The 18,040-nt window shown below is 58.8% G+C and carries 15 protein-coding genes and 2 pseudogenes; 13 read left to right on the top strand and 4 right to left on the bottom strand.

Annotation, left to right across the window (positions count from 1 at the left end; genetic code table 11):
* Positions 1–41 precede the first annotated feature (41 nt).
* On the bottom strand, positions 42–1,409 hold the full coding sequence (locus ACYZT3_RS28460; RefSeq protein ID WP_462031225.1) for a CYTH domain-containing protein: 1,368 nt from the start codon (positions 1,407–1,409) through the stop codon (positions 42–44).
* 158 nt (positions 1,410–1,567) lie between these two features.
* Here ACYZT3_RS28460 and argE point away from each other — a divergent pair, with 158 nt between their 5' ends.
* The gene (argE, locus tag ACYZT3_RS28455; RefSeq protein ID WP_462031224.1) at positions 1,568–2,725 is read left to right on the top strand and encodes an acetylornithine deacetylase; all 1,158 of its coding nucleotides are present in this window, start codon (positions 1,568–1,570) and stop codon (positions 2,723–2,725) included.
* Positions 2,726–2,860: 135 nt separating this feature from the next.
* On the top strand, positions 2,861–4,159 hold the full coding sequence (gene argA / locus ACYZT3_RS28450; protein ID WP_283182106.1) for an amino-acid N-acetyltransferase: 1,299 nt from the start codon (positions 2,861–2,863) through the stop codon (positions 4,157–4,159).
* A gap of 269 nt (positions 4,160–4,428) precedes the next feature.
* On the opposite strand, the pseudogene tauA reads toward argA, so the two are convergent.
* Positions 4,429–4,599 (bottom strand): annotated as a pseudogene (gene tauA / locus ACYZT3_RS28445) (taurine ABC transporter substrate-binding protein); the annotation flags it as partial.
* A 363-nt stretch (positions 4,600–4,962) separates the two neighbouring features.
* Here tauA and ACYZT3_RS28440 point away from each other — a divergent pair.
* From ACYZT3_RS28440 to ACYZT3_RS28405, 8 genes are all read left to right on the top strand, one after another.
* A complete protein-coding gene (locus ACYZT3_RS28440) occupies positions 4,963–6,327 on the top strand; it encodes an OprD family porin (protein WP_462031223.1) in 1,365 nt (454 codons plus the stop codon).
* Positions 6,328–6,622: 295 nt separating this feature from the next.
* Positions 6,623–7,261, top strand: a complete 639-nt coding sequence (locus tag ACYZT3_RS28435) for a peroxiredoxin (RefSeq protein WP_462031222.1) — start codon at positions 6,623–6,625, stop codon at positions 7,259–7,261.
* A gap of 321 nt (positions 7,262–7,582) precedes the next feature.
* Entirely contained in the window at positions 7,583–8,176 is a 594-nt protein-coding gene (gene ssuE, locus ACYZT3_RS28430) for an NADPH-dependent FMN reductase (protein ID WP_461967015.1), read from the top strand.
* Positions 8,177–8,277: 101 nt separating this feature from the next.
* Entirely contained in the window at positions 8,278–9,255 is a 978-nt protein-coding gene (locus tag ACYZT3_RS28425) for a sulfonate ABC transporter substrate-binding protein (protein ID WP_462031221.1), read from the top strand.
* A 25-nt stretch (positions 9,256–9,280) separates the two neighbouring features.
* Positions 9,281–10,429, top strand: a complete 1,149-nt coding sequence (gene ssuD, locus ACYZT3_RS28420) for an FMNH2-dependent alkanesulfonate monooxygenase (protein ID WP_462031220.1) — start codon at positions 9,281–9,283, stop codon at positions 10,427–10,429.
* 8 nt (positions 10,430–10,437) lie between these two features.
* A complete protein-coding gene (ssuC, locus tag ACYZT3_RS28415) occupies positions 10,438–11,220 on the top strand; it encodes an aliphatic sulfonate ABC transporter permease SsuC (protein WP_462031219.1) in 783 nt (260 codons plus the stop codon).
* The gene (gene ssuB / locus ACYZT3_RS28410; RefSeq protein ID WP_462031218.1) at positions 11,217–12,023 is read left to right on the top strand and encodes an aliphatic sulfonates ABC transporter ATP-binding protein; all 807 of its coding nucleotides are present in this window, start codon (positions 11,217–11,219) and stop codon (positions 12,021–12,023) included. The genes ssuC and ssuB overlap by 4 nt, the downstream gene beginning before the upstream one ends.
* 31 nt (positions 12,024–12,054) lie before the next feature.
* Positions 12,055–12,270, top strand: a complete 216-nt coding sequence (locus ACYZT3_RS28405; RefSeq protein WP_007942473.1) for a TOBE domain-containing protein — start codon at positions 12,055–12,057, stop codon at positions 12,268–12,270.
* Positions 12,271–12,313: 43 nt separating this feature from the next.
* Here the strand turns inward: ACYZT3_RS28405 and ACYZT3_RS28400 are convergent, their stop codons facing one another.
* Entirely contained in the window at positions 12,314–12,949 is a 636-nt protein-coding gene (locus tag ACYZT3_RS28400) for a TetR/AcrR family transcriptional regulator (RefSeq protein WP_282376102.1), read from the bottom strand.
* 127 nt (positions 12,950–13,076) lie between these two features.
* Positions 13,077–14,453: a glutamine synthetase family protein gene (locus ACYZT3_RS28395; protein WP_282376101.1), complete on the bottom strand. Its 1,377-nt coding sequence runs from the start codon at positions 14,451–14,453 to the stop codon at positions 13,077–13,079.
* A 278-nt stretch (positions 14,454–14,731) separates the two neighbouring features.
* Between ACYZT3_RS28395 and ACYZT3_RS28390 the strand changes: the two are divergent.
* The 3 genes and pseudogenes from ACYZT3_RS28390 to ACYZT3_RS28380 all read left to right on the top strand — a co-directional run.
* A pseudogene (locus ACYZT3_RS28390) lies at positions 14,732–15,071 on the top strand (gamma-glutamyl-gamma-aminobutyrate hydrolase family protein); the annotation flags it as partial.
* Positions 15,072–15,149: 78 nt separating this feature from the next.
* Positions 15,150–16,508 (top strand): glutamine synthetase family protein, encoded by a 1,359-nt coding sequence (locus tag ACYZT3_RS28385; protein WP_347802449.1) that lies wholly within the window; start codon positions 15,150–15,152, stop codon positions 16,506–16,508.
* A gap of 56 nt (positions 16,509–16,564) precedes the next feature.
* Positions 16,565–17,929 (top strand): aspartate aminotransferase family protein, encoded by a 1,365-nt coding sequence (locus ACYZT3_RS28380; protein WP_282376098.1) that lies wholly within the window; start codon positions 16,565–16,567, stop codon positions 17,927–17,929.
* The last annotated feature ends 111 nt before the right edge of the window (positions 17,930–18,040 follow it).

Raw genomic sequence — 18,040 nt, 5'->3', positions numbered from 1 at the left:
GTGATCCTCTGTAGGAGCGAGGCTTGCCCGCGAAGGCGGTGTTACATACGCAGCAGCATTTTCCAGGCGCGATTTTGATAAACCGCAATCGCCTGCTGCTTGCGCGCATCCAGCGATTCATCGGTGATCGGCTCGTTAGCGAGCAGAGCAAGCTGTTTCAGCTCACCATACAGGCGATCCATTTCCGGGATGTCCAACACGCTGCGGGCGTGATGCAGCCAGGCCTGGATGCGCTCGATGCGCGGCAGTTGTTCGGCCAGGTCTTCCGGCTGTTGCTGATAACGCTGCAACTGCAGCGAAGTCGCTTCTTCACCCAGCAGGCGCGGCAGCCAGCTGCCCAGTTGCGCGGCGCCTTGGCGATTGCCGCGGACGTTGCGATCGGCCGCCCAGGTGCGGGCCAGCAACCAGCGCGACGTGTTCAGCGAGAACAGGCCCCAACGCGGGTCTTCGAGTTCTTCGAGGAACTGCTCCGGCGCGGCTTTGCGCACGTCTTCGTCATCTATCCCGGCTTGAACCAGCGGACGCCAGTCTTCGAGCAAGGCATCCAGCGCGACGCGCAGATCGTGCGTCGACTGACGCGGTGCGGCTTGACCCAGGCTGCTGAGCAGCGCGCGCAATTCAGCCAGGTTTTCGACCCAGTCCTGCAGCAGGCGCCAGTGGCCGTTGAAGCGATACTGCTCGGCCAGACGCTGGCTGCTGCTCAGCAAGTGCCAGCTCAGCGCGGCGAAAGCGTCATCCAGCGGGGTTTCGGTGGTGATCTGCGGCGCCGGCAGGCTCAACGAATAGCTGTTGGCGTCGTACAAGCGATAACCGCGTTCGGCCTTGCTGATGTCACATGGCATCAGGGCCAGGGTCGCGGCCAGTTCGGCGGCCAGTTCCAGCAAAGCGGACGGCTCGCCTTCGCGCAGTTCCAGCTCCAGTTCGCAGATTTCTTCTTTCTGCTTGCCGACCACCACGTGGCCGAGGTCCAGCGCGGCTTCGATGACCACTTTGGTCTTGCCACGGCCCCAAGCGATTTCAGCGCGTTCGCGGACGAAATCGGTGGTGAAGATCGCCTTCAGGGTTTTCTTGTCCAGCTCGGCGAGTTCTTCGGGCCAGCATTCGCCGTCGAGTTTCTTCACGTCGAGCTTGGCTTTGGGCAGGTTCCAGTCGTATTCGTTACGCACCGACAGGCCGGCGACGCTCTGACCACGGGTCTTGAGGGTTTGAATCACTTCTTCGCCATCGCGGCGCAGGCGCAGGGCAACCTTGGCGCGGGCCAGGTCGCGCTCAGGCGTGTCGAAGTACTGGTTCATCAACTCACGGCGTTCCCAGCCACTTTTGTTGCGTTTTTTCAGGAGCGGGTGCTCGCGCAGCGCGGCGAGGGTTTCGCGGCTGACGCGGAGTTTGATTTCGGTTTCTTTCTGCATGGCCGGAAAATCCAGGATCGGGAGCGCAGCCGGGGGGAATGTGTGGCTGCCAAGGTCGTGCAGTGTACAGGACTCATCAGTCCTACGTGCCGCGGCGGTTTATTCCTGTCACTGGATGGCTCTATGATGGACTTCACATCGGGAGTTGGGAGTCAGCGATGCCTTTGCCGTCCATGAAAGATCAGTTCGCTGCGCTGATCGCTACGCCGTCCGTCAGCTGTACGCAGGCCAGCCTCGATCAATCCAACCGTCCAGTGATTGATCTGCTGGCGACGTGGCTCGGCGATCTGGGTTTTACCTGCGACATCCAGCAGGTCAGCCCCGGCAAATTCAACCTGCTGGCCAGTTTCGGTTCTGGCCCCGGAGGCCTGGTGCTGGCCGGACACAGTGACACTGTGCCGTTCGACGGCGCGCTGTGGCAGACCGATCCTCTGAAGCTGACCGAAGTCGATGGCCGCTGGATCGGGCTGGGCAGTTGCGACATGAAGGGTTTTTTCGCCCTGGCCATCGAAGCCGTCATTCCTCTGCTCGACCAACCGTTCAAACAACCGCTGCTGATCCTCGCGACCTGTGATGAAGAAAGCTCGATGTCCGGCGCTCGCGCACTGGCCGAAGCCGGGAGGCCACTGGGTCGTGCCGCTGTCATCGGCGAGCCGACCGGGCTAAAGCCGATCCGCATGCACAAAGGCATCATGATGGAGCGCATCGACATCCTCGGTCAGAGCGGCCACTCCTCGGACCCGCGCCTCGGCCACAGTGCCCTCGAAGCCATGCACGATGCCATCGGCGAGCTGCGCGGTTTGCGCCTGCAGTGGCAGCGCGAGTTTCGCAATCCGCAGTTCGGTGTACCGACGCCGACCCTGAATTTCGGCTGCATCCATGGTGGCGATAACCCCAACCGCATTTGCGGCCAGTGTTCGCTGGAGTTTGATCTGCGCCCGTTGCCGGGCATGGACCCCAATGCCCTGCGCGCGCAGATTCTGCAGAAGCTCAAGCCCATTGCCGAGTGGCATCAGGTGAAGATCGATTACGCACCGCTGTTCCCCGAAGTGCCGCCGTTCGAGCAAGCCGAGGACGCCGAATTGGTCCGTGTCGCGGAAAAGCTCACCGGCCACCGCGCCGAAGCAGTGGCGTTCGCCACCGAAGCGCCTTATCTTCAGCGTCTTGGCTGCGAAACACTGGTGCTGGGCCCTGGCGATATCGCCTGCGCGCACCAACCGGGGGAATACCTCGAAATGTCACGTTTGCAGCCTACCGTGCATCTATTACGACAACTGATTGAACATTACTGCCTCACACCGGCCCAAGCCGTATAAATTGCCAGCATCCCAACCCGTATTCATGAGGAGAGCGCGCGTGTCGCCAAGCCTGTTCCGACGATAACCATCAGCCCGCTGTGCGTTTTCAGTTTCGCCCATTTTTTGGCTGCTATTTATTACAGGCCCAGGTTCATGCCCGACTACGTTAATTGGCTTCGTCATGCTTCGCCTTACATCAACGCCCACCGTGATTGCACCTTCGTCGTCATGCTGCCCGGCGACGGCGTGGAGCACCCGAACTTCGGCAATATCGTCCACGACCTGGTGTTGTTGCACAGCTTGGGCGTGCGACTGGTGCTGGTTCACGGTTCCCGTCCGCAAATTGAAACCCGCCTCACTGCGCGCGGCCTGACCCCGCATTACCACCATGGGATGCGCATCACCGATGCCGCGACCCTTGAGTGCGTGATCGATGCGGTCGGCCAGTTGCGTATCGCCATCGAAGCGCGACTGTCCATGGACATGGCTTCATCGCCGATGCAGGGCTCGCGTCTGCGGGTGGCCGGCGGCAATCTGGTGACGGCGCGGCCGATCGGCGTGCTTGAAGGCGTCGACTATCACCACACCGGCGAAGTGCGTCGGGTCGACCGCAAGGGCATCAATCGTCTGCTGGATGAACGCTCCATCGTGCTGTTGTCGCCACTGGGTTACTCGCCGACCGGTGAGATTTTCAACCTCGCCTGCGAAGACGTCGCCACTCGCGCGGCCATCGATCTGGGGGCGGACAAGCTGCTGTTGTTCGGCGCCGACCTGGGGCTGATCGATGAAAACGGTCGGCTGGTTCGTGAGTTGCGTCCGCAACAAGTGCCCGCGCATCTGCAGCGCCTGGGCAGCAACTATCAGGCTGAGCTGTTGGATGCGGCCGCTGAGGCCTGCCGCGGTGGTGTGGCGCGCAGTCATATCGTCAGCTACGCCGAAGACGGCGCGCTGCTGACCGAACTGTTCACCCGTGACGGTGGCGGTACGCTGGTGGCCCAGGAGCAATTCGAGATTGTGCGCGAAGCGGCCATCGAAGACGTCGGCGGCTTGCTGGATTTGATCAGCCCGCTGGAAGAGCAGGGCATTCTGGTGCGGCGTTCCCGTGAGGTGCTGGAGCGTGAGATCGAACAGTTCAGTGTGGTCGAACGCGAAGGCATGATCATCGCCTGTGCGGCGCTGTATCAGATTGCTGATTCGGATGCGGGGGAGTTGGCGTGTCTGGCGGTGAACCCGGAATACCGCCATGGCGGTCGTGGTGATGAGCTGCTGGAGCGCATCGAAACCCGCGCCCGGGCGCAAGGGTTGAAAACCTTGTTCGTACTGACTACCCGGACCGCTCACTGGTTTCGCGAGCGTGGTTTCGTGCCAAGCAGCGTCGAACGCCTGCCGTCGGCGCGGGCATCGCTATACAACTTTCAGCGTAATTCGAAGATCTTCGAAAAGACCCTGTAACCGCAGGCTTTTGTGGCGAGGGAGCTTGCTCCCACGCCACAGGGTTTGTGTTACTCCGCTACAAACTTTGCGCTGACATACGGCGAATAATCCGGCAGCAACCGTCTCGACCTTCCCTTGTTCCTTCAAGAACTTCGCCGTTTCGCCAATGGCCTTGGCCGTGCCGCCGTCCAGCAGCGCGGTGGTCTGTTGAGCCGACAAAAGCCCATCAATGTCCCCACGCTTCCACTGGTTGTAACCACTTCCGGGCCGCTATTGAAACGACGTCAGTCAATTTTCTGGCCGATGGTTTTCTCGTACAGTCCATCTGCCTGGGGGACTTTGCTGGGGTCGATACCGGTTTGATAACCGACCGTGAGGTTCGCCGCGTGAGCGCTAAAAGAAAATAATACCGATACACAAACTGTAACAAATGGACTGGATAGTGCGCGCTTGGCCATCATGGGGTCGCAAATCCGATAGGGATTGACGTTTTCGGGATGCTTAAACGCTAATCGATCTAAAAAAAGGCTAACAAATACTATTTAGGAATTAGCTTATGAGCCGATACCCAGTGTCCCGGTTCGGATAGGTAGTGCTGAGCTATATTCCTGAATGCTATTAAAACTGACAAAATAATTCCTTTTGGTTTTTAGGAATTCTCCTTGTAGGGACCAAATCACTGCGGTTAGACCTTGGTCGTAGACACATATAGTTACGATTGCCTTATAAGTCACGGTCTGGTGCTAATCGCGCATCTTGGATCTGGGGCGTTAGACCCGAGACCAAAGAACACAAAATTAGAAACGATAGGAGCGAAACAAATGAACAAGTCCACCTTGGCCCTGGCTGTGGCCGTAGGGGTTTTGGCGCAGCAGGCAGGCGCCGCCGGTTTCATCGAAGACAGCAAGGCTACATTGGGGCTGCGTAACTTCTACATCAACACTGATAACCGTAATGGCCATCCATCGGCAACGTCTAACACCAGGAGCAAGAACGCGGAATGGGGTCAAGGCTTCGATCTGCGCTTTATCTCGGGTTACACCCAAGGTACTGTCCAATTCGGTGTTGACGCCATTGGCCTGTATGGCGTGCGACTGGATTCCAGCCGCGAAGACCATGGCAACTATACCGGTACGGCTTCAGGCGGTACTGTGTTCCCAAGTGACGGCAACAAGGCTGTCCATGATTACGCCAGTTTGGGTGTGACCGGTAAGGTTAAGGTCTCTCAGACAGAGTTGAAGTTGGGTACTCTGCAACCAAAATTGCCGGTTATCGTGACTAACGACGGTCGTTTGCTGCCGCAAACTTTCCAGGGCGGTCAAATCACTACCAACGACATCAAAGACCTGACGTTGGTTGCCGGTCAGATTGAGAAGGCCAAGGGCCGTAACTCCACCGATAACGAAAGCCTGTCGCTGGCTGGTGCGAACACCCGCGGTGTGAACTTTCGCGACAGCAACAAATTCTACTATGCCGGTGGTGACTACAAGCTCACCAAGGACCTGACTGCCCAGTACTACTACGGCAACCTGGAAGACTTCTACAAGCAACACTTCCTGGGTCTGGTTCACAACTGGTCGATCGGTCCGGGCGTCTTGAAGTCTGACCTGCGTTACTTCAACAGCTCCGATGACGGTGCCAACGGTCACGATACCGCTTACTACACATCGGGTAATTACGACGGTTTTCGCGCCGGTCGTGGCAAGGTCGACAACAACCTGTATAGCGGCTTGTTCCTGTACTCGGTTGCCGGTCACACCTTCGGAGGCGGCTATCAGGTCAGCAACGGTAGCAGCGATTTCCCTTGGCTGAACCAGGGTGACGGTTCGTCGGCTTATCTGACTACCGACATGCAGATCCAGAAATTCGCCCGTGCCGGCGAGCGTACCTGGCAAGCTCGTTACGCTTACGACTTCGCCAAGGTGGGCGTTCCTGGTTTGACCGCCGGTGTTGTCTACCTGAAGGGTAGCGACATCGATACCGTGGCCAACACTGCTGCTCGCGCCAAGACTACCGGTCAATCCGAGTGGGAACGTGACATCTCTGTTGCTTACGTCATTCAGGAAGGCCCGCTGAAAAACCTTGGCATTGCTTGGAGAAACGCTATGTGGCGCACCGACATGGTGGGCGTGCGCGACCAGGACGAAAACCGTCTGATCGTCAGCTACTCGATCCCGCTGTTGTAATAGCACTCGCGTAACTGAAGTAAAAAAAGCCCCGCCCGGCATCACGCCGGGCGGGGCTTTTGCGTTTTCAAGTCAGGCTCACCCCCGTAAACCCTCCTCGAAATTTCCCTCTTTGTGCAGCAACTCAAGGCCTTCTCGAACCTTGTGGGCGATAGTCGTCCTGATCGTCGGCAAGGTCCAATGAACACATTTTTAATATTCATTTGCGATCTAAACAAATCGATATTTATTCTTTTTAATGAATAAGAAATGCAGGCACTGTTGAGCTCAACAAGCATTCACCAGGAGCAGCACCATGAGCCTCAGACTGGGCGATATCGCCCCCGACTTCGAACAGGATTCCAGCGCCGGTACCCTCCGTTTCCACGAATGGCTGGGCGATAGCTGGGGCGTGCTGTTTTCCCACCCGGCGGACTTTACCCCGGTGTGCACCACCGAGTTGGGCTTCACTGCCAAGCTAAAAGACAAATTTGCCCAGCGCGGTGTGAAAGCCATTGCTCTTTCCGTGGATCCGGTGGACTCGCACCACAAGTGGATCGAGGACATCAACGAAACCCAGAACACCCTCGTCAATTTCCCGATCCTCGCCGACGCCGACCGCAAGGTGTCGGACCTTTACGACCTGATCCATCCGAATGCCAACGACACCCTGACCGTGCGCTCGCTGTTCGTGATCGACCCGAACAAAAAGGTTCGGCTGACCATCACCTACCCGGCGAGCACCGGCCGTAACTTCCATGAAATTCTGCGGGTGATCGACTCGCTGCAACTCACCGACAACTACAAGGTGGCCACGCCGGCCAACTGGCAGGACGGTGATGAAGTGGTGATCGTGCCTTCGCTCAAGGATGAAGACGAAATCCAGAAACGTTTTCCCAAGGGCTATCGCGCGGTGAAGCCGTACCTGCGTCTGACGCCACAGCCGAACAGGTAACTCAGCTAACTCTCGTTCCCACGCTCTGCGTGGGAATGCAGCCCGTGACGCTCCGCGTCACTGGACGCGGAGCGTCCCTTGAGGCATTACCACGCGGACGGTTCGACGCCTCGACGTGGGAACGATCACCACAAAGCAGGGGATTTCAGGCCGTTTTTACGGCCTATTTTTTTGCCTGGGAAAGATATTCCGTATAGATCAGTAAAGAATAACCAAATGAATAAATATGATTTATGGATATAACAATCACCTGTTAAGGTCACTCCATCACAGCGAGATCGCAAGCCGCGAATCGCCAACACCGTTCAAGGAATCGCCTGAATGCTGGTCGTCTCACTCGGTGGCAGTCCCAGCCTACGCTCCCGTTCCGGGGTGCTGCTGGAGCGCTCCCAACGTTGGTTGCAAGCGCAAGGTGTGGAAGTGGTGAGTTACCAGGTACGGGACTTCCCGGCCGAAGACTTGCTGCATGCACGCTTCGACAGCCCGAAGGTCATCGACCTGCTGCAGCAGATTGAAAACGCCGATGGCCTGCTGATCGCTACACCGGTGTACAAGGCGTCGTTCTCCGGCGCATTGAAAACCGTGCTGGACCTGCTGCCCGAGCGCGCCCTGGCCCACAAGGTGGTTTTGCCAATGGCCACCGGTGGCAGCATCGCCCACATGCTGGCGGTGGATTACGCGCTCAAGCCGGTGCTGTCGGCGTTGAAAGCCCAGGAAATGCTCCACGGGATTTTCGCCGTGGACAGCCAGATCGCTTACGGCGAAGGCAGCGCCCAGGCGCAGTTGGTACCCGAGCTGGAACAACGACTGAATGAATCGCTGGAGCTGTTTTTCAGCGCCATGGCCCGACGGCCCAAGCCGATCGATCCGAACCTGTTGAATGAACGTTTGTTGAGTGCTCGCTGGAGCATTTAAGCCAGCACTTAAGCCACACCTGAATTTGATCCACTCACCTTACTCAGCCGCTAACGGTTAAGCAGGTGCAGCCAAAACCCAACTGCAAAAAGGAGAGCGCTATGCGCACTGTCATTTTGCGTCGTGGTCTGGTCGCTCTGTTTGTTGCGGCTGTGTCCTTCGGCGTTATTACTCAAGCTCAAGCTCAAGCTCAAGCCGAGACCCTAAGAATCGGTTATCAAAAGTACGGCACTTTGGTGCTGCTCAAAGCCAAAGGCACTTTGGAAAAACGCCTCGCCACCCAAGGCGTGGACGTGCAATGGACTGAATTCCCCGGCGGCCCGCAGCTGCTCGAAGGCCTGAACGTCGGCTCCATCGACTTCGGCGTTACGGGTGAAACGCCACCCGTATTCGCTCAAGCCGCCGGCGCCGATCTGCTCTACGTCGCCTACGAACCGCCTGCTCCTCACAGCGAAGCGATCCTGGTGCCGAAGGACTCGCCGATCAAATCGGTGCAGGACCTCAAGGGCAAGAAAGTCGTCCTGAACAAAGGTTCCAACGTTCACTATTTGCTGGTCCGCGCACTGGAAGACGCCGGCCTCAAATACACCGACATCCAGACCGTATTCCTCCCGCCGGCCGATGCCCGCGCCGCGTTCGAGCGTGGCAGCGTCGATGCCTGGGTGATCTGGGACCCGTACCAGGCTGCCGCCGAACAGCAACTGCAAGCACGCACCTTGCGTGATGGCCAAGGCATCGTCGACAACCATCAGTTCTACCTCGCGACCAAGCCTTATGCGCAGAAAAATCCTGAGGTGATCAAGACCCTGGTGGAAGAAGTACGTGCGGTCGGCGAATGGTCCAGGGCCAATCCCATCGAGGTGACTAAACAAGTCTCACCGCTGCTCGGCCTGCCAGCGGACATCACCCTGACTTCGGTGAAACGCCAAGGCTACGGCGCGCTGTTCCTCACGCCTGAAGTGGTCGCCGCGCAACAGAAAATCGCCGACAGCTTCTACCAGCTCAAGCTGATTCCAAAGCCGCTGAGCATCAAAGACGTGATCTGGACGCCACCGGCGGCCGTTGCCAACGCTCAGTAATTCGATTCCCTAAGGAGACCACTCCATGAGCCTCAATATCTTCTGGTTCCTGCCTACTCACGGCGACGGCCATTACCTTGGCACCTCCGAAGGCGCTCGCGCCGTCGACCACGGTTATCTGCAACAAGTTGCGCAAGCGGCGGATCGCCTGGGCTTCGGCGGGGTGCTGATTCCTACCGGTCGCTCGTGCGAAGACTCGTGGCTGGTAGCGGCGTCGCTGATCCCGGTGACCCAGCGTTTGAAATTCCTCGTCGCGCTGCGCCCCGGGATCATTTCCCCGACGGTGGCAGCGCGTCAGGCCGCGACGCTGGATCGCCTGTCCGGCGGTCGTGCGTTGTTCAACCTGGTCACCGGCGGTGATCCAGAAGAATTGGCCGGCGACGGATTGTTCCTGAGTCACGAAGAACGCTATCAAGCCTCGGTGGAATTCACCCGCATCTGGCGCCGCGTGCTGGAAGGCGAAACCGTCGATTACGACGGTCAGCACATCAGCGTGAAGGGGGCGAAGTTGCTGTATCCGCCGATCCAGCAACCGCGTCCACCGCTGTACTTCGGTGGATCTTCGGAAGCGGCGCAAGACCTCGCGGCGGAGCAGGTCGAGATGGTCCTGACCTGGGGCGAACCTCCGGCAGCCGTTGCCGAGAAGATCGAACAAGTACGCGCTAAAGCCGCGAAGCTCGGGCGCACCGTGCGCTTCGGCATTCGTCTGCATGTGATCGTTCGTGAAACCAATGCCGAAGCCTGGCAAGCGGCGGATCGGCTGATCTCTCATCTGGATGACGAAACCATCGCGCGTGCCCAGGCCTCTCTGGCGCGCTTTGACTCGGTCGGTCAGCAACGCATGGCCGCATTACACGGTGGCAGCCGCGACAATCTGGAAGTCAGCCCCAACCTGTGGGCCGGTGTCGGCCTGGTGCGCGGCGGTGCTGGCACGGCGCTGGTGGGCGACGGTCCAACCGTGGCCGCCCGCGTGAAGGAATACGCGGACCTGGGCATCGACACGTTCATCTTCTCCGGTTATCCACACCTGGAAGAGTCCTACCGCGTTGCCGAGTTGCTGTTCCCGCACTTGGACATCGAGCGTCCGGAATTGCCGAAAAGCACCGGTTACGTCAGCCCGTTTGGTGAGATGGTTGCCAACGACATCCTCCCCAAAGCCGCGTCGCAGAGCTGAGGCGCGCCATGAAGAAACTTATCTACAGCCTTGCGCCCTGGGCGTTACCTGTTTTGCTGCTGGCGGTGTGGCAGTTGTCGGTGTCGGCGGGCTGGTTGTCGACACGGATTCTGCCGGCGCCGATTGCGGTCATCGAAGCCGGCGTGAGTCTGGTGCGCAGCGGTGAAATCTGGACTCACCTGGCGATCAGCGGCTGGCGCGCAGCGTTGGGCTTCGCTATCGGCGGGGGTATCGGTCTGGCGTTGGGTTTCATCACCGGTCTGTCGAAATGGGGCGAACGGCTGCTCGACAGTTCGGTGCAGATGATCCGTAACGTGCCGCACCTGGCGCTGATTCCGCTGGTGATCCTGTGGTTCGGCATTGATGAGTCGGCGAAGATTTTTCTGGTGGCATTGGGCACGTTGTTCCCGATCTATCTCAACACCTATCACGGCATCCGCAACGTCGATCCGGCGTTGGTGGAAATGTCTCGCAGTTATGGCTTGTCCGGTTTCAGCCTGTTCCGTCAGGTGATCCTGCCGGGCGCGCTGCCTTCGATTCTGGTCGGTGTGCGCTTCGCCCTCGGTTTCATGTGGTTGACCCTGATCGTGGCGGAAACCATTTCTGCGAGCTCCGGCATTGGCTACCTGGCGATGAATGCCCGGGAGTTCTTGCAGACCGACGTGGTGGTGCTGGCGATTCTCTTGTACGCCGTGCTCGGCAAACTCGCCGACCTCGCGGCCCGTGGACTTGAACGCGTGTGGTTGCGCTGGCACCCGGCCTATCAGGCGACCAAGGGAGGTGCGGCATGACGGCTCAACAACCTCCACGCCTGCTGCGCGGCATTCCGCTAGTAGTGCGCAAACTGCAAAAAACCTTCGGCTCGCGGCAGGTGCTGCGTGAGATCGATCTGCACATCCCGGCGGGCCAGTTTGTCGCCGTGGTCGGTCGTAGCGGTTGCGGCAAAAGTACCTTGCTGCGCTTGCTCGCCGGCCTCGACAAACCCACGGGCGGTGAATTGCTGGCCGGTTCCGCGCCGCTGAGTGAGGCGCGGGAAGACACCCGACTGATGTTCCAGGAAGCGCGTTTGCTGCCATGGAAAAAGGTCATCGACAACGTCGGCCTCGGGCTCAAGGGCAACTGGTGGCCACAAGCGTTGGAAGCCTTGGAATCGGTAGGTCTCGCAGACCGCGCCAATGAATGGCCGGCCGCCTTGTCCGGCGGGCAAAAGCAACGTGTGGCCCTGGCCCGCGCGCTGATCCATCAACCGCGTTTGCTGTTGCTGGACGAACCGCTGGGCGCGCTGGATGCGCTGACCCGAATTGAAATGCAGCAGTTGATCGAGCGGCTCTGGCAGAAGCACGGTTTCACCGTGTTGCTGGTCACCCACGACGTCAGTGAAGCGGTGGCGATTGCCGATCGGGTGATCCTGATCGAGGAGGGTGAAGTCGGTCTCGACCTGCACGTGGAACTGCCGCGCCCTCGGGTTCGTGGCTCCCATCGGCTGGCGACGCTGGAAACCGAAGTCCTCAATCGCGTGCTGGCATTGCCCGGCGAACCGCCGGTGCCGGAACCTGTTTCACCATTGCCCACGCAATTGCGTTGGGCTCAATAACCAGCCTTATCCAACGACAGGAATCAACCTCATGACGATCAAAGCCATCAACGTTCGCAACCAGTTCAAAGGCGCCATCAAGGAAATCGTACTCGGTGACGTGCTGTCGGAAATCGATGTACAGACCGCTTCCGGCATCGTCACCTCGGTGATCACCACGCGCTCGGTGAAAGAGCTGGAACTGGTGGTCGGCAGCGAAGTGATTGCGTTTGTGAAATCCACCGAGGTGTCGATCGCCAAGTTGTAAGCGCGTGCGAGCTCTGATTGTTCCCACCAAAGCGTGGGAACGATCAGAGCGCGGGGCGCTTCGGCAGGTAGGGCGGCAAATACAGGCCCAGATAGGCGTCGAATACCCGCATGCCTTCTTCGGCCATGCGCGGGGTGATCTGTCCGTGTTGTTGCACCGAGCGCGCATAGACGCGGTCGCCGAGTTCCATGGCGAGGGCAAACACATCGACGTCGGTCGGCAATTTCGGCAGTTCGAAATGATGATCGAATAGCTTGTGCATCAGGTCACCGAGTTCGATGTCGTGCTGGCGGTCGGCCTGGGTGACTTCGGTCAGTCCGTGCTGCGCGAGGATCAGTTGGCGGGCGGCGGCGTCTTCGTCGTAGATGTCGAGCATGCGTTGTTCCACCAGTCGCGACAGATCGCGCCAGCCGTTCAGGGCGTCGTGGTCGATGGGCGCTTGCAGGCAGGCACGGAACGCCGCGTGGACGTCAGCCGTCAGGGCTTCGAGCAGCGCCGGGACGCTGGCAAAGAAGTGGTAGACGGAGGAGGGCGGGATCTCCGCGCGTTCGGCGACGCTGTAGATCGACAGGCTGGCCACGCCCTCGGCAGCCAGCAGCGTGCGGGCGGCGTCGAGTATCGAATCGATCCGGGCCTGGCTGCGTGCGCGGGGTTTGCGTGGGGTGGCGAGTCGGGTCATCGAAGTCTCCTGCTGGGCAGCGGGCATTGTACGCAGAGCTTGGGGATGATCCATAAAGGTTGGGTGATTGACCATAAAAAAACGCCGCAAGCTGTGAGGCCTGCGGCGTTGTTTTTACTGCAATCGCTTAAACGGTATGCAGGTACCAGTTGTACTCGAGGTCGGAGATGGAGTGTTCGAACTCCTCCAGCTCGCTCTCTTTACACGCGACGAAGATATCGATGTATTTCGGATCGATGTACTTGGCCATGACTTCGCTGTCGTCCAGCTCGCGCAATGCATCGCGCAGGTTGTTCGGCAGGCTTTGCTCGTTCTGCTCGTAGGAGTTGCCTTCCACGGGTGCGCCTGGCTCGATCTTGTTGGTCAGACCGTGGTGCACGCCTGCCAGGACCGAAGCCATCAGCAGGTACGGGTTGGCATCGGCACCGGCAACGCGGTGTTCCAGACGGACCGCGTCGGCGGAACCGGTCGGCACGCGCACCGCAACAGTACGGTTGTCCAGACCCCAGCACGGTGCATTCGGCACGTAGAACTGTGCGCCGAAACGACGGTAGGAGTTGACGTTCGGGCAGAGGAAAGCCATCTGCGCCGGTAGGGTCTCGAGCACACCGCCGATCGCGTGACGCAGTGCGGCGTTCTGCTCGGGATCCTCACTGGCAAAAATGTTTTTGCCGTCTTTATCAAGAATCGAGATGTGGACGTGCAGACCGTTACCCGCCTGGCCCGGGTAAGGCTTGGCCATGAAGGTGGTATCCATCTCATGGTCGTAGGCGATGTTTTTGATCAGACGCTTGAGCAGAACCGCGTAGTCGCAGGCCTTGATCGGGTCGGCCACGTGGTGCAGGTTCACTTCGAACTGCGCCGGGGCACTTTCCTTGACGATCGCGTCGGCAGGGATGCCTTGCTCTTTCGCCCCTTCCAGAATGTCCTGGAGGCAGTCGACGTATTCGTCGAGGTCGTCGATCAGGTAGACCTGTGTCGAGTGCGGGCGTTTGCCGGACACTGGCGAGCGTGGCGGTTGCGGACGACCGTTCACGTTCTCCTGGTCGATCAGGTAGAACTCCAGTTCGAAGGCGGCGCAAATGGTCAGGCCCATCTCGTCGAACTTGCGCACGACATTGGCCAGCACTTCTCGCGGGTCGGCAAAGAACGGCTGGCCTTCCAGTTCGTGCATGGTCATCAACAGTTGCGCGGTAGGGCGCTTCTGCCAAGGCTCATTGCAGAGGGTGTCAGGGATCGGATAGCAGATTCGGTCAGCATCGCCGATGTCCAGGCCCAGACCGGTGCTTTCGACCGTCGAGCCATTGATATCCAGAGCAAATAGAGAGGCCGGCAGGTTGATGCCTTTCTCGTAAACCTTGTGGAGACTGGTGCGTTCAATGCGCTTGCCGCGCACCACACCATTCATATCCGCAATCAGAAGGTCAACGTACAGAACCTCAGGATGTTCCTTAAGGAACGCGTTCGCTTCGTTAAGCTGAACGGCACGCGGGGGTACCGACATGATGCAACACCTTTGTTGTTAAAAATATCAATCATTGATCTCTTCGGGTTTCAGTCAACCCGAACGGCATGCCGAAGTCAAGCGAGGCCTTTTTTGCCCTAAAAAAGCGCCCATTGGGCATTTTTGAGGCACATTGTGGCGTTTTTATGCCTTAGAGCGCTTTAGCGTCCGCAGGTTTGATCGGGCCGTGTTGTATTTTTTACGGGGGTGTTGTGTAAAAAAATGAACAAGGCTAAGCTCGATTCAAACCCATAACACCAATAATACCGGGGTGCTTCATGTCTCGCCTGCCGTTAATCGGCGTCACCATCTGCTCTAAGCAGATCGGTCTGCATGCTTACCACATCAGTGGCGATCGTTGCGTTCACGCTGGGGCCTTCATTTCCCAAGGCGTGCCGTTGACTCTTCCTTCCCCGGCGGTTCTGCTGGCCCCGTCTGATATTCTGGACGGCCTGGATTGCATTCTCTTTACTCGCTCTCCTTCCAATATAGAACCGTTTCACTGTAGCGGCCCAGCCAATGCGTCAGGTCCTGCTCATGATTCTGCACGTACCACTATGCTCTCGTTGACCCGCGCCACTGCCCTGGCGGGTATTTGTGCGCGGCAATTGCCGTGGCAATCTGTATCACGCGACGCCGATGCGTCAAACAACGCCTGACTTATAAGAGTCAGGAAACCAAGCCTAAGAGGCATTTATGAGTAACAACCTCGACCAGCTCACCGATTGGTTGAAAGACCACAAGATCACAGAAGTCGAATGCATGATCGCCGACTTGACCGGGATCACCCGGGGCAAGATTTCGCCGACCAACAAGTTCATTGCCGAAAAAGGCATGCGCCTGCCCGAGAGCGTTCTGTTGCAGACCGTGACCGGCGACTATGTCGAAGACGACATCTATTACGAACTGCTCGACCCGGCCGACATCGACATGATCTGCCGTCCCGACCAGAACGCGGTGTTCCTGGTGCCCTGGGCTATCGAGCCCACTGCCCAGGTGATTCACGACACCTACGATAAGCAAGGCAACCCGATCGAGCTGTCGCCGCGCAACGTGCTGAAAAAGGTTCTGAAACTCTATTCCGACAGGGGCTGGCAGCCGATCGTAGCGCCAGAAATGGAGTTCTACCTGACCAAGCGCTGCGAGGACCCGGACTTCCCGTTGCAACCGCCGGTTGGCCGCTCAGGTCGCCCGGAAACCGGTCGCCAGTCCTTCTCGATTGAAGCGGCGAACGAATTCGATCCGTTGTTCGAAGACGTCTACGACTGGTGCGAATTGCAGGAGCTGGACCTCGACACGCTGATCCACGAGGACGGCACGGCGCAGATGGAAATCAACTTCCGTCACGGTGATGCCCTGTCCCTGGCCGACCAGATCCTGGTGTTCAAACGCACCATGCGCGAAGCTGCGCTCAAGCACAACGTGGCGGCGACGTTCATGGCCAAGCCCATGACCGGCGAGCCGGGCAGTGCGATGCACTTGCACCAGAGCATTATCGACATCGAAACCGGCAAGAACGTGTTCTCCAATGAAGACGGGAGCATGAGTCAGTTGTTCCTGAACCACATCGGTGGTTTGCAGAAACTGATCCCCGAGCTGTTGCCGCTGTTTGCGCCTAACGTCAACTCGTTCCGCCGCTTCCTGCCGGACACCTCGGCACCGGTGAACGTGGAGTGGGGCGAGGAGAACCGCACCGTGGGGCTGCGGGTTCCGGATGCCGGGCCGCAAAACCGTCGGGTGGAAAATCGCCTGCCGGGCGCCGACGCCAACCCGTACCTGGCGATTGCCGCGAGCCTGCTCTGCGGTTACATCGGCATGGTCGAAGGCTTGAATCCGAGTGCGCCGGTGGTGGGGCGTGGCTATGAACGCCGCAACTTGCGCCTGCCGCTGACCATCGAAGACGCGCTGGAACGCATGGAACACAGCGCGACTATCGAGAAATACCTGGGCAAGAAATTCATCACTGGCTACGTCGCGGTCAAGCGGGCCGAGCATGAAAACTTCAAGCGCGTGATCAGTTCGTGGGAGCGGGAATTCCTGCTTTTCGCCGTCTGATGCGCCGGGCGCCGCTGCTTTTGGCGGCGCTTTAACCGATTCCAAGGAGAATTCGCATGACCAGCAACAACCCGCAAACCCGTGAATGGCAAACCCTGAGCAACGATCACCACTTGGCCCCGTTCAGCGACTTCAAACAGCTGAAAGAGAAAGGCCCGCGGATCATCACCAGCGCCAAGGGTGTATACCTCTGGGACAGCGAAGGCAACAAGATCCTCGACGGCATGGCCGGCCTGTGGTGCGTGGCGATCGGCTACGGTCGCGATGAACTGGCCGATGCCGCCAGCAAACAAATGCGCGAACTGCCTTACTACAATCTGTTCTTCCAGACGGCTCACCCGCCAGTGCTGGAATTGGCCAAGGCCATCGCCGACATCGCGCCGCAAGGCATGAACCACGTGTTCTTCACCGGTTCCGGTTCCGAAGGCAACGACACCATGCTGCGTATGGTTCGTCACTACTGGGCGATCAAGGGCCAACCGAAAAAGAAAGTCATTATCAGCCGCAAGAACGGCTATCACGGCTCCACCGTGGCCGGCGCGAGCCTGGGTGGCATGAAGTACATGCACGAGCAGGGCGATTTGCCGATTCCGGGCATCGTCCACATCGCCCAGCCGTACTGGTTCGCTGAAGGCGGCGACATGACGCCGGAAGAATTCGGTGTCTGGGCGGCCAATCAGCTGGAAGAGAAGATTCTGGAAGTCGGCGTGGACAACGTCGGTGCCTTTATCGCCGAGCCAATCCAGGGTGCCGGCGGCGTGATCATTCCGCCAGACACCTACTGGCCGCGCATCAAGGAAATCCTCGCCAAGTACGACATCTTGTTCGTGGCGGACGAAGTGATCTGTGGTTTCGGCCGTACCGGTGAGTGGTTCGGTTCCGACTTCTACGACCTCAAACCCGACATGATGACCATCGCCAAAGGCCTGACGTCCGGCTACATCCCTATGGGTGGCCTGATCGTGCGTGATGAAGTGGTTGAGGTGCTCAACGAAGGGGGCGATTTCAACCACGGTTTCACCTATTCCGGGCACCCTGTCGCCGCTGCGGTGGCACTGGAAAACATCCGCATCCTGCGCGAAGAAAAAATTATCGAGCGCGTTCATGCAGAAACGGCACCCTATTTGCAAAAGCGTCTACGGGAACTGAACGATCACCCGTTGGTGGGGGAAGTCCGCGGGGTGGGGCTGCTGGGGGCGATCGAACTGGTGCAGGACAAGGCCACTCGCAAGCGTTACGAAGGCAAGGGCGTCGGCATGATTTGCCGCACGTTCTGCTTCGAAAACGGCCTGATCATGCGCGCCGTCGGCGACACCATGATCATCGCTCCGCCACTGGTGATTACACTGGCAGAAATCGATGAGTTGGTGACCAAGGCACGCAAGTGTCTGGACCTGACCCTGAGTGCATTGCAGGGCTAAGTGCTAGGCTCTGAGCGGGGTGTGAAGTTTGCATTTCGCTCAGCGCAAACAAAGGATGGGTCTTTCCTTGAAAGCCTGCCTTGGATCTTGCCAGACTACCGGTTGTTTTAG

Source organism: Pseudomonas sp. MDT1-16, assembly GCF_054898115.1.
This window is presented reverse-complemented; position numbering and strand designations above follow the sequence as displayed.

Bases quoted from the DNA above. Each gene is read 5' to 3' on its own strand.
- ACYZT3_RS28460 (WP_462031225.1), bottom strand. From the start codon at position 1,409: ATGCAGAAAGAAACCGAAATCAAACTCCGCGTCAGCCGCGAAACCCTC.
- argE (WP_462031224.1), top strand. From the start codon at position 1,568: ATGCCTTTGCCGTCCATGAAAGATCAGTTCGCTGCGCTGATCGCTACG.
- argA (WP_283182106.1), top strand. From the start codon at position 2,861: ATGCCCGACTACGTTAATTGGCTTCGTCATGCTTCGCCTTACATCAAC.
- ACYZT3_RS28440 (WP_462031223.1), top strand. From the start codon at position 4,963: ATGAACAAGTCCACCTTGGCCCTGGCTGTGGCCGTAGGGGTTTTGGCG.
- ACYZT3_RS28435 (WP_462031222.1), top strand. From the start codon at position 6,623: ATGAGCCTCAGACTGGGCGATATCGCCCCCGACTTCGAACAGGATTCC.
- ssuE (WP_461967015.1), top strand. From the start codon at position 7,583: ATGCTGGTCGTCTCACTCGGTGGCAGTCCCAGCCTACGCTCCCGTTCC.
- ACYZT3_RS28425 (WP_462031221.1), top strand. From the start codon at position 8,278: ATGCGCACTGTCATTTTGCGTCGTGGTCTGGTCGCTCTGTTTGTTGCG.
- ssuD (WP_462031220.1), top strand. From the start codon at position 9,281: ATGAGCCTCAATATCTTCTGGTTCCTGCCTACTCACGGCGACGGCCAT.
- ssuC (WP_462031219.1), top strand. From the start codon at position 10,438: ATGAAGAAACTTATCTACAGCCTTGCGCCCTGGGCGTTACCTGTTTTG.
- ssuB (WP_462031218.1), top strand. From the start codon at position 11,217: ATGACGGCTCAACAACCTCCACGCCTGCTGCGCGGCATTCCGCTAGTA.
- ACYZT3_RS28405 (WP_007942473.1), top strand. From the start codon at position 12,055: ATGACGATCAAAGCCATCAACGTTCGCAACCAGTTCAAAGGCGCCATC.
- ACYZT3_RS28400 (WP_282376102.1), bottom strand. From the start codon at position 12,949: ATGACCCGACTCGCCACCCCACGCAAACCCCGCGCACGCAGCCAGGCC.
- ACYZT3_RS28395 (WP_282376101.1), bottom strand. From the start codon at position 14,453: ATGTCGGTACCCCCGCGTGCCGTTCAGCTTAACGAAGCGAACGCGTTC.
- ACYZT3_RS28385 (WP_347802449.1), top strand. From the start codon at position 15,150: ATGAGTAACAACCTCGACCAGCTCACCGATTGGTTGAAAGACCACAAG.
- ACYZT3_RS28380 (WP_282376098.1), top strand. From the start codon at position 16,565: ATGACCAGCAACAACCCGCAAACCCGTGAATGGCAAACCCTGAGCAAC.